General features: G+C 68.0%; 12 protein-coding genes and 1 pseudogene. 8 read left to right on the forward strand and 5 right to left on the reverse strand.

Annotation, left to right across the window (positions count from 1 at the left end; genetic code table 11):
- Positions 1–10 precede the first annotated feature (10 nt).
- Positions 11–1,348: an allantoinase AllB gene (gene allB, locus ACZ4W9_RS25760; RefSeq protein ID WP_467939728.1), complete on the reverse strand. Its 1,338-nt coding sequence runs from the start codon at positions 1,346–1,348 to the stop codon at positions 11–13.
- A gap of 274 nt (positions 1,349–1,622) precedes the next feature.
- Between allB and ACZ4W9_RS25765 the strand changes: the two genes are divergently transcribed.
- Positions 1,623–2,420: an IclR family transcriptional regulator gene (locus ACZ4W9_RS25765; RefSeq protein ID WP_358690581.1), complete on the forward strand. Its 798-nt coding sequence runs from the start codon at positions 1,623–1,625 to the stop codon at positions 2,418–2,420.
- A gap of 331 nt (positions 2,421–2,751) precedes the next feature.
- On the opposite strand, the gene ACZ4W9_RS25770 is transcribed toward ACZ4W9_RS25765, so the two are convergent.
- Entirely contained in the window at positions 2,752–3,054 is a 303-nt protein-coding gene (locus ACZ4W9_RS25770; protein ID WP_467939731.1) for a DUF5955 family protein, read from the reverse strand.
- Positions 3,055–3,212: 158 nt separating this feature from the next.
- On the opposite strand from ACZ4W9_RS25770, the gene ACZ4W9_RS25775 reads away from it, so the two are divergent.
- Both ACZ4W9_RS25775 and aceB read left to right on the forward strand, forming a co-directional pair.
- Entirely contained in the window at positions 3,213–3,821 is a 609-nt protein-coding gene (locus ACZ4W9_RS25775; protein WP_467939733.1) for a nucleotidyltransferase family protein, read from the forward strand.
- A gap of 184 nt (positions 3,822–4,005) precedes the next feature.
- Positions 4,006–5,631: a malate synthase A gene (gene aceB, locus ACZ4W9_RS25780; protein WP_467939735.1), complete on the forward strand. Its 1,626-nt coding sequence runs from the start codon at positions 4,006–4,008 to the stop codon at positions 5,629–5,631.
- A gap of 58 nt (positions 5,632–5,689) precedes the next feature.
- Here aceB and ACZ4W9_RS25785 read toward each other — a convergent pair whose 3' ends face one another.
- The 3 genes and pseudogenes from ACZ4W9_RS25785 to ACZ4W9_RS25795 all read right to left on the reverse strand — a co-directional run.
- Complete coding sequence (locus tag ACZ4W9_RS25785; RefSeq protein ID WP_467939737.1) at positions 5,690–6,604, reverse strand: HipA family kinase; 915 nt, start codon at positions 6,602–6,604, stop codon at positions 5,690–5,692.
- 661 nt (positions 6,605–7,265) lie between these two features.
- Positions 7,266–8,303, reverse strand: a complete 1,038-nt coding sequence (locus tag ACZ4W9_RS25790; RefSeq protein WP_467939739.1) for a helix-turn-helix transcriptional regulator — start codon at positions 8,301–8,303, stop codon at positions 7,266–7,268.
- A 150-nt stretch (positions 8,304–8,453) separates the two neighbouring features.
- Positions 8,454–8,653, reverse strand: a pseudogene (locus ACZ4W9_RS25795) (helix-turn-helix domain-containing protein); the annotation flags it as partial.
- A 939-nt stretch (positions 8,654–9,592) separates the two neighbouring features.
- Here ACZ4W9_RS25795 and ACZ4W9_RS25800 point away from each other — a divergent pair.
- The 5 genes from ACZ4W9_RS25800 (at position 9,593) to ACZ4W9_RS25820 (ending at position 13,975) form a co-directional block, all read left to right on the forward strand.
- On the forward strand, positions 9,593–10,891 hold the full coding sequence (locus ACZ4W9_RS25800) for a hypothetical protein (protein WP_467939741.1): 1,299 nt from the start codon (positions 9,593–9,595) through the stop codon (positions 10,889–10,891).
- A 29-nt stretch (positions 10,892–10,920) separates the two neighbouring features.
- Complete coding sequence (locus ACZ4W9_RS25805) at positions 10,921–11,649, forward strand: HAD family hydrolase (protein ID WP_467939743.1); 729 nt, start codon at positions 10,921–10,923, stop codon at positions 11,647–11,649.
- Positions 11,650–11,677: 28 nt separating this feature from the next.
- Complete coding sequence (locus ACZ4W9_RS25810; RefSeq protein ID WP_467939745.1) at positions 11,678–12,133, forward strand: discoidin domain-containing protein; 456 nt, start codon at positions 11,678–11,680, stop codon at positions 12,131–12,133.
- 101 nt (positions 12,134–12,234) lie between these two features.
- Positions 12,235–12,621, forward strand: a complete 387-nt coding sequence (locus tag ACZ4W9_RS25815; RefSeq protein WP_467939747.1) for a cupin domain-containing protein — start codon at positions 12,235–12,237, stop codon at positions 12,619–12,621.
- A 1-nt stretch (position 12,622) separates the two neighbouring features.
- Positions 12,623–13,975 (forward strand): aminotransferase class III-fold pyridoxal phosphate-dependent enzyme, encoded by a 1,353-nt coding sequence (locus tag ACZ4W9_RS25820; protein ID WP_467939749.1) that lies wholly within the window; start codon positions 12,623–12,625, stop codon positions 13,973–13,975.
- Positions 13,976–13,980: the final 5 nt, after the last annotated feature.

Here is a 13,980-nt window from a genome sequence, read left to right on the forward strand (position 1 = left end):
TGGGTGGGTTTCAGCGGGTGCGGCTCAGCAGCGTGCCCTTCGGCTCGGTGAACTCGCCGTCGGCGACGATGCGTTCGCCGCGCAGCCAGGTGGACTTGACGACGCCGGACAGGGTCTTGCCGGCGTAGGCGGTGACCCGGTTGCGGTGCTGGAGGCCGGCCGGGTCGACGGTGAAGGTCTCGTCGGGGGCGAGGACGGCGAAGTCGGCGTCGCGGCCGGCCTCGATGGCCCCCTTCTGCGTCAGGCCGGCCAGGTCCGCGGTCCGGGCGGACATCCAGCGGACGACGTCCTCCAGGGTGTACCCGCGCTTGCGGGCCTCGGTCCACACCGCCGGCAGGCTCACCTGGAGGCCGGCGATGCCGCCCCAGGCGGTGGCGAAGTCGTCGGTCTTCAGGTCGGCGGTGGAGGGCGAGTGGTCGGTGACGACGCAGTCGATGGTGCCGTCGGCGAGGGCCTGCCACAGCAGGTCCTGGTTGGCGGACTCGCGGATGGGCGGGCAGCACTTGAACTCGCTGGCGCCGTCGGGGACTTCCTCGGCGGTCAGGGTGAGGTAGTGCGGGCAGGTCTCCACCGTGACGCGCACGCCCTCGGCGCGGGCGGCGCGGATCAGCGGCAGGGCGTCGGCGGAGGACAGGTGCAGCACGTGCACGCGGGCGTTCAGGCGCCGGGCCTGCGCGATGAGATTCGCGATGGCGGTGTCCTCGGCGTCGCGCGGGCGGGAGGCGAGGAAGTCGGCGTACTTCGGGCCGCCGTGCTGGGGGGCGCCGGCCAGGTGGTGCGGGTCCTCGGCGTGCACGATGAGCAGCCCGTCGAACCCGGCGATCTCGGCCATCGACCGGGTGAGCTGGTCCTGGTCGAGGTGCGGGAACTCGTCCACGCCGGACGGGGAGAGGAAGGCCTTGAAGCCGAAGACGCCGGCGTCGTGCAGCGGGCGCAGGTCCTTGACGTTGTCGGGCAGGGCGCCGCCCCAGAAGCCGACGTCGATGTGGGCCTTGTCCCGGGCCACGTCCTGCTTGATCCGCAGGTGCTCGACCGTGGTCGTGGGCGGCAGGGAGTTGAGCGGCATGTCGATCAGGGTGGTGATGCCGCCGGCCGCCGCTGCGCGGGTGGCGGTCCAGAAGCCCTCCCACTCGGTGCGGCCCGGGTCGTTGACGTGTACGTGGGTGTCGACCAGGCCGGGCAGCAGCACGTGGTCGCCGACGTCCTCCAGCCGGGCCGCGGCCGGAACCTCGGCGTCGTACGGCAGGACGGCCGTGATCTTCCCGCCGGAGACGGTGACCGTGGCGGCCCGCGTCCCGTCCGGAGTGATCACACGCGTCGAGCGCAGCACCAGTTCAGCGTCGGACACCCGAACCCCTCTCTATACCGCCGTCTTTACGTCCAGGAAACGGGATTTACACCCACGTAACGGATTTCAACGTTCTGTTGAAGGAGTCTTCACTCCCGCTACTCCGTCGTCAAGAGGCACACTTCGGGGCAGCACGAGGGCGACACCCGCTCTAGACGTTTCCACAAAGCGGAATTAGAATTCCAGCAAGCAGAACGTAGCTATGTACAAGCGGGGAGTCAACCGACTGCCGGGTAGGCTTCTGCTCTCCCGCCAGTCCCGAAAGGAACGCGCCGTGCCGACGTCCAGCGCCAGCACCACCGACTCCGCCAAGCCCTCCGCCGCAGGCGGGGTGCAGTCCCTGGAGCGCGCCTTCGACCTGCTCGAGCGGATGGCGGACGCGGGCGGCGAGGTGGGCCTGAGCGAGCTGTCCGCGGCCAGCGGCCTGCCGCTGCCGACCATCCACCGGCTGATGCGCACGCTGGTCGCCTGCGGCTACGTGCGCCAGCAGGCCAACCGGCGGTACGCGCTCGGCCCCCGCCTGATCCGCCTCGGCGAGTCCGCGTCCCGGCTGCTCGGCACCTGGGCGCGGCCGTATCTGGCCCGGCTGGTGGAGGAGACCGGCGAGACGGCCAACATGGCGCTGCTCGACGGCGACGAGATCGTGTACGTCGCCCAGGTGCCGTCGAAGCACTCGATGCGGATGTTCACCGAGGTGGGCCGGCGGGTCCTGCCGCACTCCACCGGCGTCGGCAAGGCGCTGCTCGCCGGGGTCCCGGACGACGAGGTGCGGGCGCTGCTGGCCCGCACCGGCATGCCCGCGGCCACCGAGAAGACCATCACCACGCCGGACGGGTTCCTCGCGGCGCTGGAGGAGGTACGGCAGCTGGGGTACGCCGTGGACGACAACGAGCAGGAGATCGGGGTGCGCTGCCTCGCGGTGTCCGTGCCCGACTCCCCCACAGCGGCGGCCATCTCCATCTCCGGGCCGGCCGGCCGGGTCACGGAGACGGCCACGGAGAAGATCGTGCCGGTGCTCCAGCAGATCGCCACCGAACTCTCCGCCGCCCTGGCCAGCCAGAACCAGGGCTGAGGGGCCCGGCTTCCGGGCCGTCCTCCTTGTTCCGGCCGAGCAGCCGTACCCCTCCGCTCGCCGGGAGCGCGCGGACAGGGTGCCGGGCGGGGATCCGCCCGTCGCCCGCCCGCCCACGACGCCACCGACGGCCCCGGACCGCGCCGTCGCGCCGGCCGGGGCGCCGGCATCGGTGCCGGACGCGGACCGGTGTTCGTGGAACCGGCCACCCCGGCAGCGGTTTTCGCCCTGGGGTGACTGTCCGCGTCAGGCCGGCCACGCCCCGGCCGGTGCCGACCACAACCAGCCAGCGGCCGACCGCGCGCCCCGGAACGCTCCTGTCGACGGGCGGCTAGGCCCGCGGTGGCTCGCCGAACAGGTCGACGGCGGCGCGTACCTGGGCCAGACCCCTGGTCAGCGCGCTCATCGAGCCGATCGCGCCGGCGACGAGCAGCAGCGAGGCGCGCAGCCGCGGGATCTCCGGGACGCCCCCGGCGGCCATCGTGGCCAGGGCGGCCAGTTCCTCCTCGGCTATCGGCCGGTCGGGGAAGTCCACCCGTAACACCGCGAGTTGGCGGCGCAGCCGGGACACGGCGGTACGCAGTTCCGCCACTCTCGGATCCTCGTCGATGCCGGTCACCGGCCTCTGCCCCAAGCTCCGCAACGCAGCCCTCCCCGTCGGCACGCCCTTGTGCGCGGGCCAGTAAACGCCACCTGTGATCCCGCGCGCCACAGCGCGGACCGAAATTCAGCCCAACGGCGCCGTCGCCGCGCACACGGCCGGATCCCGCCGCCGTCGGGTATGCAGGACCCATGACGGAAAACCGGGAATCCCACGGGGAGATCGCGGGCCTGCTGCTCGCCGCCGGCGGCGGCAGACGGCTCGGCGGACGCCCCAAGGCACTGCTGACACACCGGGGGCGCCCCCTGGTCGAGCACGCGGTGGGGGTGCTGCGCGCGGCCGGGTGCGAGCGGATCCACGTGGTGCTGGGCGCGGCGGCCGACGAGGTGCGGGCCCGCGCCGCGCTGGGCGGCTGCGTGCTGGTGGACAACCCGGACTGGGCCGAGGGCATGGGCTCCTCGCTGCGCGCGGGGCTGGCGTCGCTCGCCGGCACGGGGACGCGGGCGGCCCTGGCCTGCCTGGTCGACCAGCCCGGCATCGGGCCGGACGCGGTGGCCCGGGTGCTGGGCGCGTACCGGGACGAGCGGTCGCTGGTCTCGGCCGCCTACGACGGGGTACGCGGGCACCCGGTGCTGTTCGGCGCGGCGCACTGGGCGGGCATCGCCGAGACGGCCACCGGCGACCGGGGGGCGCGGGCGTATCTCCGGGCGCACCGGGCGGAGATCCGGCTGGTGGAGTGCGCGGACGTGGCCGAGCCGTACGACATCGACACGGAGGCGGACCTGGGCCACCTTGAGTGAACGGGGTGGCACCGAGCGCCACCTTGCCTCGACTCAGAGAATCTCGACGTCAACACACCATTGAAGTTCCACGATGAGGAAACTATTATCCACTGTTCAGAAGCGTCCGACCGCACAGTGGGCGCTGTCTGCCCTATTCGTGCCACTTGGCACCCGGTGCCACCGCTGAAGGAAGTGACAGCTCATGTCCGCACCAGCGCCGTCCCCGCTGGCCATCGTCGACGCCGAGCCCCTGCCCCGGCAGGAGGAGGTCCTCACCGACGCGGCGCTCGCCTTCGTGGCGGAGCTGCACCGGCGGTTCACCCCGCGCCGTGACGAACTCCTCGCCCGCCGGGCCGAGCGCCGCGCCGAGATCGCCCGCACCTCCACGCTCGACTTCCTGCCGGAGACGGCCGCCGTCCGCGCGGACGACTCCTGGCGGGTCGCCCCGGCCCCGGCCGCGCTGAACGACCGGCGTGTCGAGATCACCGGGCCCACCGACCGGAAGATGACCATCAACGCGCTCAACTCGGGCGCGCGGGTCTGGCTCGCCGACTTCGAGGACGCCTCCGCGCCCACCTGGGAGAACGTCGTCCTCGGCCAGCTCAACCTGATCGACGCCTACACCCGCAGCATCGACTTCACCGACGAGCGCACCGGCAAGTCGTACGCCCTGCGGCCGAACGAGGAACTGGCGACCGTCGTCATGCGCCCGCGCGGCTGGCACCTGAACGAACGGCACCTCGTCGACGCCGACGGCACGCCGGTCCCCGGTGCCCTCGTCGACTTCGGCCTGTACTTCTTCCACAACGCCCAGCGGCTGCTCGACCTCGGCAAGGGCCCGTACTTCTACCTGCCCAAGACCGAGTCGCACCTCGAAGCCCGGCTGTGGAACGAGGTGTTCGTCTTCGCCCAGGACCACGTCGGCATCCCGCAGGGCACCATCCGCGCCACCGTCCTGATCGAGACCATCACGGCGGCGTACGAGATGGAGGAGATCCTCTACGAACTCCGCGACCACGCCTCCGGGCTGAACGCCGGCCGCTGGGACTACCTGTTCTCCATCGTGAAGAACTTCCGTGACGGCGGCGCCAAGTTCGTCCTGCCGGACCGCAACGCGGTGACGATGACCGCCCCGTTCATGCGGGCCTACACCGAACTGCTGGTCCACACCTGCCACAAGCGCGGCGCGCACGCCATCGGCGGCATGGCGGCCTTCATCCCGTCCCGCAAGGACGCGGAGGTCAACAAGGTCGCCTTCGAGAAGGTCCGCGCCGACAAGGACCGCGAGGCGAACGACGGTTTCGACGGCTCCTGGGTCGCCCACCCCGACCTGGTGCCCATCGCGATGGAGTCCTTCGACAAGGTCCTCGGCGACCGGCCGAACCAGAAGGACCGGCTGCGCGAGGACGTCCACGTCGAGGCGGCCGACCTCATCGCCGTCGACTCGCTCGACGCCGAGCCGACGTACGAGGGTCTGGTCAACGCCGTCCAGGTCGGCATCCGTTACATCGAGGCCTGGCTGCGCGGGCTGGGCGCGGTCGCCATCTTCAACCTGATGGAGGACGCGGCCACCGCCGAGATCTCCCGCTCGCAGATCTGGCAGTGGATCAACGCCGGGGTCGAGTTCGGCAACGGCGAGAAGGCCACCCCGGAGCTGGCCCGCAAGGTCGCCGCCGAGGAACTCGACGCCATCCGCGAGGAGATCGGCGAGGAGGCCTTCGCGGCCGGCCACTGGCAGGAGGCGCACGACCTGCTGCTCCAGGTGTCCCTGGACGAGGACTACGCCGACTTCCTCACCCTGCCGGCGTACGAGCGGCTGCGCGGCTGACCGCCGCCCGCTCCGAGGGGCCCGGGGGATTCCCCGGGCCCCTCGGCCGTCTCCCGGCTCAGCCCAGGTGCGCCGACCAGTCCTGCTCCGCCGCCGGCTTGCCGTGCAGGTCGGGGACCCGCTTCAGCCAGTCCGGGCGGCCCGCCCGGGTCCGGGCCGCGCGGACGGCCTCCTCGGCCGCCAGCTCCTCGCGGCTCGGGAAGTCGGTGGGCAGCCACTCGGCCGAGAGCCGGACCCTCTCCAGCAGATAGCCGACGTAGGCGTCCCGGACGTCGTCGGGCGTGGCGAACCCGGCGTCCTCGGCGAGCCAGGCGTCCGGCACCTCGGCGACGATCGAGCGCAGCAGCTCCTCGGTCACCCGGGGTGCCAGCTCGGCGTCGGCGGCGCGCACATCGGGGCCGTAGTGGCCGAGGGCGTGGTGCCGGAAGTCGTAGCGCCTGCCCGGGGCCGTGGTGTCCCAGCGGTGGTGGAAGACGAGGGCGGCGCCGTGGTCGATGAGCCACAGCCGGGCCGGCGCGGTGCCGAGGGTGGGCCACACCATCAGGTTGGAGCTGTGGACCGTACGGTCGACGTTGACGGTCAGCGCGTCCAGCCAGACGATCCGGCCCGCCTCCAGCGGGTCCACCGGGAAGGTCCGGGCGATCTCCGGGGTGAGGTCCCGGGCACCCGGCAGATAGTCCATCCCGAGGTTCACGCCCGCGCTCGCGCCGTGCAGCTCGCGCACCTCCTGGTGCGGCTCGGCGGCGGCGACGGCGGGGTCGAAGTGGACCAGCACCAGCTCGGGAAAGCGCAGGCCGAGCGCGCGGGCCAGCTCCCCGACGACGACCTCGGCCACCAGCGCCTTGTGCCCCTGCGCGGAACCGGTGAACTTCACGACATACGTACCGAGATCATCCGCCTCGACGACTCCGGGGACGGAGCCGCCGGAGCGCAGGGGCTCGATGTAGCGAGTCGCGGCGACTTCTCTCAGCATCGTCTCCCCAGCAGTCCGTCGATGGCGGTACGCCCCCTGTTTCCGGCCTCCGGCATGAAGTGAGCATAGTAACCGAGCGTTACGGCCGAGGAGGAGAGCCCGAGCCGCCGCACCGGCGTGACCACGGGCTCCCCCGCCTCCAGCATGATCAAGGCGGAGGTGTGCCGCAGCACGTGGAAGCCGTCCTTCGGCGCCGCCCACTGCCACCGCTTCGCCTCCTGAGGGCGCGCCGGAACGGCGCCGGCCCTGGCCGGCGCCGGTATCCACGTGCAGGTGTTCCACCTGTTGACCGCGGCGTCGCCGAACCGCGTGGTGAGGAGGAGGGAGGGCTCTCTCCGCTGCCCGTCCGCCTTCGGCTGTCCTCACGGACGTTCCACCTCGACCGGCGGAGACACCTCGGCATGTTCCAGTAGGGGCCGGGGCGGCTCGCCGCGGCCGGGCAGCGTCAAGGTGTGCGGCGCACCAAGGCGAGCATCGACAGGGCGCGGATCAACCCGGCGAGGTGAGCCTGGGACACCGTGCGCGCGAGGCCGCCCCCGCCTGCTCGGTTCCGACGACGAGGACTTCGTCGTCCAGACGGCCCTCATCCGCCCGACCAAGCTCGGAAGTGTACGCATCAGTGTCGTTTGCCGACGACGGCACCGGATCTACAGCTGCCGTGTCAGATCCATCCGCGTTCACGAGCCAGCAGGGCTGCCTGGAAGCGATTGGTCGCGCCGAGGCGCTGCATGATCGAGGCCACATGCTTGCGGTACGTGCGGACTGCGATGCCCAGCTCACGTGCGCCGATCTCGTCTTTCTCAGCCGTGCGGAGCGACCGTAGGACTTGCCGCTCGTAGTCGCTGGCGAAATCATCTGCTTCGACCTCGCCATCGTCCGACGTCGGCAGGTCGTGCGCTGTCTGCCACATGCGCTCGAAGAGCGAGACGAGGGCAGCCACCAATCCCAGATCTCGGGTGAGAATCGCGCCCTTGGATGTCTGGCTGGGGTCGATGGGGGTGAGTGCGGCGACACGATCACAGATGATCAGGCGCTCAATGGGCGCATACGATATTCGCACATGCGCACCTTTAGAGGTCAGTTCCCGCAGGTAGGCCATCGTGGCGGGATCGTCGAGCGCGGGCGACGCCAGAATGGTTCGCATGTGCACTCCGCGGCGGAGGATCCGCGCATCCATCAGACGTGCGTTAGCGATGTTCTCCTGGCTGAGTATCCCCGTCGGAGTGGTCGTCAGATTCTCGGTTCGGGTGAAGAAGGTGAGTTCATCGATGACTGCCCGTACCGCAGCCATGCCCTCGATGTGCTGGGTCTGACCGTTGGAGGTGGGATTCGCCGGGTCAGCGTCACCGGCTATGGACTTCTCGTGCTCGGCCAGCAGCGAATCGACGATCCTGCTACGGATGACCTCCTCCTCTAACTGGTCCCGGAGTCGGCCCACTTTGCGTTCCACCAGCCCTTCGATCGCCTTGGCCGGTGACACGGGCGCCAGTAACCCGCCCGGCGTTTCGGTGGCCAGCCCCAGGTCGGTCAGCCGGTGGCGGATGACTCCAGGGTCCAGCGTGGCCTCTTCGGGGCGTGTGGCGCCCGTCAACTGTCGAACCAGCTCCGTTCCCTTGAAGCCTCCACGGCGGAGGAGGAGCCGGTAGGCCTCCTCGTCATCCGGATCGACGTCCAGGAACCGCAGACTGGCTTGTGACATCGTTCCTCCTTACGTCGCGCGAGGGCCCTCGCGAGCCAGGTAAAGGTCTGGGACGAGGCTCAAAAGATCAACTTACCTCCACAGCCCGCCGGCCACTGATCTTTTTTCCCAGCGTAGATGTTGACCCATGAATGATCTACGACGTTCCGGCCGAGCCGCTCGCCTTCTCGGGCACTTTGAGTGTGAGAGGCGGTCCAGGTGGTCGACGATCCGGCCAGCCGTGGACTTCGAGATGCCGAACAGCGGGGCGAGCCCTCCAGCGGGAGGGACCACGGCCGGCCCTTGCCGACCTGGTCGGCCCCCGCGCGGCACAGCGCGGTGATCGGTTGTCCGGACAGCCGTGGGCTCAGCCCGGTGAACGGCCCCGTCCACGAGAGCTCCGGCGCCTGATCACGCCCGTCAAGGAAAGATCATCTCGGTCTGAACCAGCAGCTGCGTGACATCATCTGACGCCTCTTTCAGCCTGGGCTGGCCGTTTTCAAGCCACCATCGGACCGACCTTTTAGTCCAATATTTGAACATAACTAACGTCGGCCAGGAATGCCAGCCGCCCTCACCGCGCGACCGGCTTCTCATCCGTGCATGCAGCAAGTGGCTGTCAGGGAATGCAGGATGATGAGTCGGGACCCCATCGATCGCCAGCCTGATTGGCGGCAGAGTTATCTCGCCACCAGGTAGTGGCAGTCAGCATCGGATCGAACGGGGGACCATCATGCGAAACGCTGTTTTCGGTGACGCAAAGGCCGCACTCACGAACAATGTGGTTCGCTTAGTCGTCGGCTCAATGCTCGGCGTTGCAGTTCTCACGCTGAACAGCACAAGTTCGGCGCGAGCGGATGCTTCCACAGCCCCTTCCTCCATACAGGCCGCTCCCGTCGAGCATTCCGATGTCAATGATTGGGGATGATGCAAGTATCACACCGGGCTACCTGACGTTTTACTGATCGACTCCAGTCGTTACGCCAGGTGCGATGGTGCCCCAATATTGATCAATGGGGGGACAGTCCATGGCCATCACGCACCGAGTTCAGATCCGAGGGCGTGCCGGGATGGCGCCCGAGACGGCTGCAGTGCGCCTTATAGCCAGCTTGCCCACGCAATGGTCCTTCACTTTGCTCCGCTGTACGGATGCCGTTGCGGCGCTCGAGATCGCATGTCCAGACAGCGTCACGGTTTGCGAGATGGCGAGAATTGTGGACGATGCACTGACTTCCACTGCCTTGCATGGCTGGTCTCGAGAAGAACCAGTGGCGCAATCGGCCTCAGAATAATTTGGGGAGAAGTAGAAGGTGAAAGGCGAAAAAACCCTAATCCTTGGCTGCGCATCGACTGGCGCCAAGTTCACCCCAGGCAATCACCGCAAGACCGGTGACGTTCTTCTCGACCAGATCAGCACCGGTGAAACCATCAAGAGTTCACCACTGGCACTGATTGCGGAAGCCGAAGCTCTCTACGGAATGGGATGCCGTTACTATCACTACCATGCGCGAAATCCCAGAACGCGCGAGCAGTCCACCAGCAACGAAATATATCAGGAGATAAGTCGGCCACTGCAGCGTAGATGCAAGGACATGCTAATCAGTTTCGGGGCGAGCCGGAACGGCCCGGAGGTAAGGGAAAGCATCCAGCGATTCGGTGAGTGGGAGCGTATCAGCCAGAGCAGCATGCCACTGCATCTCGGCGGTGCACACTTCGTCACCCTCCAGGCCGCTGTTGAGCTCCAGCTGATATGCGAGGTGGAACGACAGTACGGCGATCTGACTCTCGACTTCATCGACAGCGAGGGATTCAGCAAGGTAGTCGCCGACTATGTACCGTCAGAGCGGCTCGCCACTACGGATCTCGAAACCTACTCCACGAGCAACGGGGCGAACTATGGTCGGACCTCCCCGCTCATTCAATTCGAGGTGTACCGGAACGCGATACAGGCCCGGCAAAGGATGGGTCTATTCCATGAGGTGGAATGGGTTCAGTTTCCTCGGAGTTATGCGCTGACCCGGTACGCGGTCGAGCACCCCGAGATGAGACTCGGCGGCAGCGGGCAGCTGAACATCACGCTGCTTTTCGGCTTCTCTCCGCGCCTCCCCTTCCCCAAAAGTTACACCGAGTTCAAGCGCGTGGTGGATTCCGCGAGGCGATTGGAGTACGACCTTGCCGACCCAGGTGTGAAAAAGCGTCATGTCACCATCACCGTCGGTGCCGCGGTGCTGCCGGGCCAGGCCGCCGAGCATCTCGTGCCGCTGGACGTCGGCACCCGTCGCGGGCAGGTGGCCTGCGCCTTGCGCAGGCTGGTGACGTACGCGGCGCAGCCGGACAGCGGTGTCGACGTCGTGCGGTTCGGCATGGAAGACACGCCGTACACGGTCGACGAACACGGTGGCCTCCGCCTCGCCGACAACTGCGATCTTGCCGAGCTGGTGATCAATGAATTGGCTGCGAACGACGCGGGGGTCCAAACCGATCATGATGTGATCTTCGAGCGCATGGGCTCGAACTGGGTCAAGCAGAACCTCTTCTTCGAGCAGCGTCAACTACCGCTCGGCAAGCCCAGGGAGTTGTCCCCCCGTCGTGCGTTGCAGTCGGTGTGACTTTCACCCATACCCCAGACAGGCCGTTCGTGACAGGAGGAGTCAAAATCAGTATCTACCGAGGGGTCTGCTTTGACCTGTTCTCGACGCTGGTGCACAGGACGCCGGGCAATCCATTCTTTCGTGACGTGGCGACGGAGCTCGGACTTGACCTTGAATCCTGGAAGCCGGCCTACGACGATCTTCACGACGAAACGATGGCGGGCACTGTTCCGGGGATAGTCGAGCGCATTCTGTTGTCCGCCCAGGCGACTGGTGTTCAATGTGTCCCGGACGACGTTTACACAGCCGTCGAACGCCACTTCCCCAGTATGGTGGCGAGCTTTGAGGTCGACCCGCAAAGCGTGCCTCTGCTGAAGCAGCTCCGCGAGCAAGGGCTCTCTCTCGCGCTGGTATCGAATGCCTCCGACCACGCCGAATGGATCTTTGAGCGGCTCGGCCTCCGTGAGTACTTCGACGTGACCGTCTTCTCACATCGGGTGAAACGGCTCAAGCCGCACCCGGACATCTATTTGAACGCAACGGATCAGCTCGGCGTGTCCGGCTCGTCCTGTGCCTTCGTCGGTGACGGCCAGCACCACGAACTGGCGGGCGCGCGGGGTGTCGGAATGGCCACCATTCTCATCGACCGCCGTCTAGCCCACTCCGACTCGGCACGAACTGAGGCGGACATCGTCCTGGACGACCTCGTGGGCGTTCCGGATGCTCTCGAGGAACTGAGCGTTCAGCGGCGTCCACGGCTCACTGCTCACCCATAGAAAGCAATAGCGGAAAGGAACAGCAGGCATGTCTCTCAACCAGCTGAAGGTCATCGAAGACTGCTACGTCACCGACTCGTCCGGATGCCACCGGTACGACTTCTGGAACGAGCAGGCACTGTTCGACGGCAACCCTCACACCGGCTGGGGCTCGTTGAGCCGCAATGAACCCCAGGCCGAGTACCTGGACATCGACCTCGGTGGTGTCCGCGTCCCGGTGAGGATCCGTCTCCAGCGCCGCGCTGTCCCCGTGATCCGCACCGGCTTCCCCGGCACGCTGCGTGTCATCGCCTACCCGGAGCAGGGCGGAGAGAAGACGCTGTTGGCCGCGGAGGGTATCACCGTGGAAGCCGGCGGATGGTTCGAGGGTGATCTCGAACCGGTGGAGACCAGGCGTATCCGCGTGGAGACCGGGGGGGTCGAGATCCGCCCCAGTGGCAAGTTCTTCACCCAGATCATGCAGATGCAGTTCCTCGAGGGCTGACGCTACCGGGCGCACCTCAGTAATCTCCTCCCCTCAAGAGATCGGTGATCTTGATGCGCATTCGAACCATTTCCGTGCCGACGGCTCCATGCAACGACCCGGTGGCTCGCAAGCTGGGCCTGTGGACAAGCGGGCACATGCAGGTCGCCGCGTGGCGGCTCAACCCGGGACAGGACATCTCGGCCCGCATGCACCCGCAGGCCGACGGCATGATCGTGGTCCTCGAAGGCCACGGCGAGTTCCACGCCTTCGACAAGGAAGAACCCGAGGCAGCCGGTAGCTACGTACCGTCCGCCCACTACCCGCTGGACGCCCCGCCCAAGCGATCGCTTCCCGAGCCCAGCCGCTCCTCCGTCGGGCCAGGCACCGTCAGCTTGGCGCCTGCCGGCCTGTACTACGGCCTGGTCAACACTGGCGACGAGCAGCTGGTCGCCGTCGCAGTCACAGCCTCCGACACCAGTGGCACGGCCTGGACGGTGCGGGGCTGACATGACAGCACTGGACAACATCGGCACCATGAGCCCGGAGGACACCGCTGCCGCGTCGGCCGGCACCGAATCCGATGCCTGGGTACTCCAGACGCTGAGGCGCTACGAGCCGGCCACCATGCACACACAGCATCCGGTGGTGTGGGACCGGGCCAGCGGTAGCCGCGTCTTCGACCGCAACGGCCGCTCCTGGCTCGACTGGACGAGTGGAATCCTGACCGCGAACGCCGGCCATGCGCGCCCCGAGGTGGTCGATGCGATCACCGAGCAGGCTCGGCAGGGACTGCTGCACGCCTACATGTTCCCGACGCGAGTGCGGGCCCGCGTGGTGCGCGCCCTGTCTGAACTCTCCGGTTTCCCGCAGTCGGTCCTGTACACCACGGGAGCGGAGGCGGTCGAGGGCGCACTGAAGATCTCCAGCCGCCACGCGATCGCTCGCCGGGGTGCGCAGCCGCACGGTAGCCGGCGGATCGTCGTCACCTTCGAGGGCGCCTTCCACGGCCGTACCTTGGGCGCGCAGCTTGCCGGCGGGCTGCCGGCGCAGCGTGACTGGGCTCCGGCGCTCGACGAAGCCTTCCTCAGGGTGCCCTTCCCGGCCCGCGGTCAGGCCTGGAGCCCGGAGGTCATCGAAGCAGGCCTGCGTGGGATCGGGGCGGGCCCCGAGGATGTGACCTGCGTGATGGGGGAGATCTACCAGGGGTCCACCCTGCGCCAGATCGACCCGTCGGCAGCCCGCGCCTTGCGGGAATGGTGCACACGGCACGGGGCCCTGCTCATCTTCGACGAGATCCAGTCCGGTTTCGGCCGCACCGGCCGGCTCTTTGCCTACGAACACACTGGTATCCGGCCAGACCTCTTGCTGGTGGCCAAGGGCCTATCGGGCTCGCTGCCCGTTTCGGCGGTGCTCATCGGTGATCCGAGCTTCACCGAGCACGTGCGTCCGGGCGAGCTCACCAGTACGCACAGTGGCAACCCGATCTCCCTGGCCGCCGCAGAGGCCAACCTTGCGCTGTTCGCCGACGGACGGATCGTGTCCGAGGCCTCAGCCAGGGGTCGGCAACTCGCTGACGGGCTGGCCGACTGGGTCGGCAGGAAACCTCGACGCCGCAAGATCATCGGGACGATGGGCATGATCGCTGGCGTCGCGTGCACCGACGAGAACGGCTCGTTCGACCCTGGTTCGTCGCAGCGCATGGCCGCCGAGTGTGTCGAGCGCGGTCTCCTGGTGTGTGTGCCGTCGACGCTCGGTGGCGCCATGCTCAAGATCATGCCGCCGGTCACGATGTCCGAGTCCGAACTCGCCGAGGCACTGGCCATCCTCGACGCGGCCGCCGATGCCGTCGAACTCGGCTGACGTCC

This window comes from Streptomyces sp. NPDC029296, from assembly GCF_055569255.1.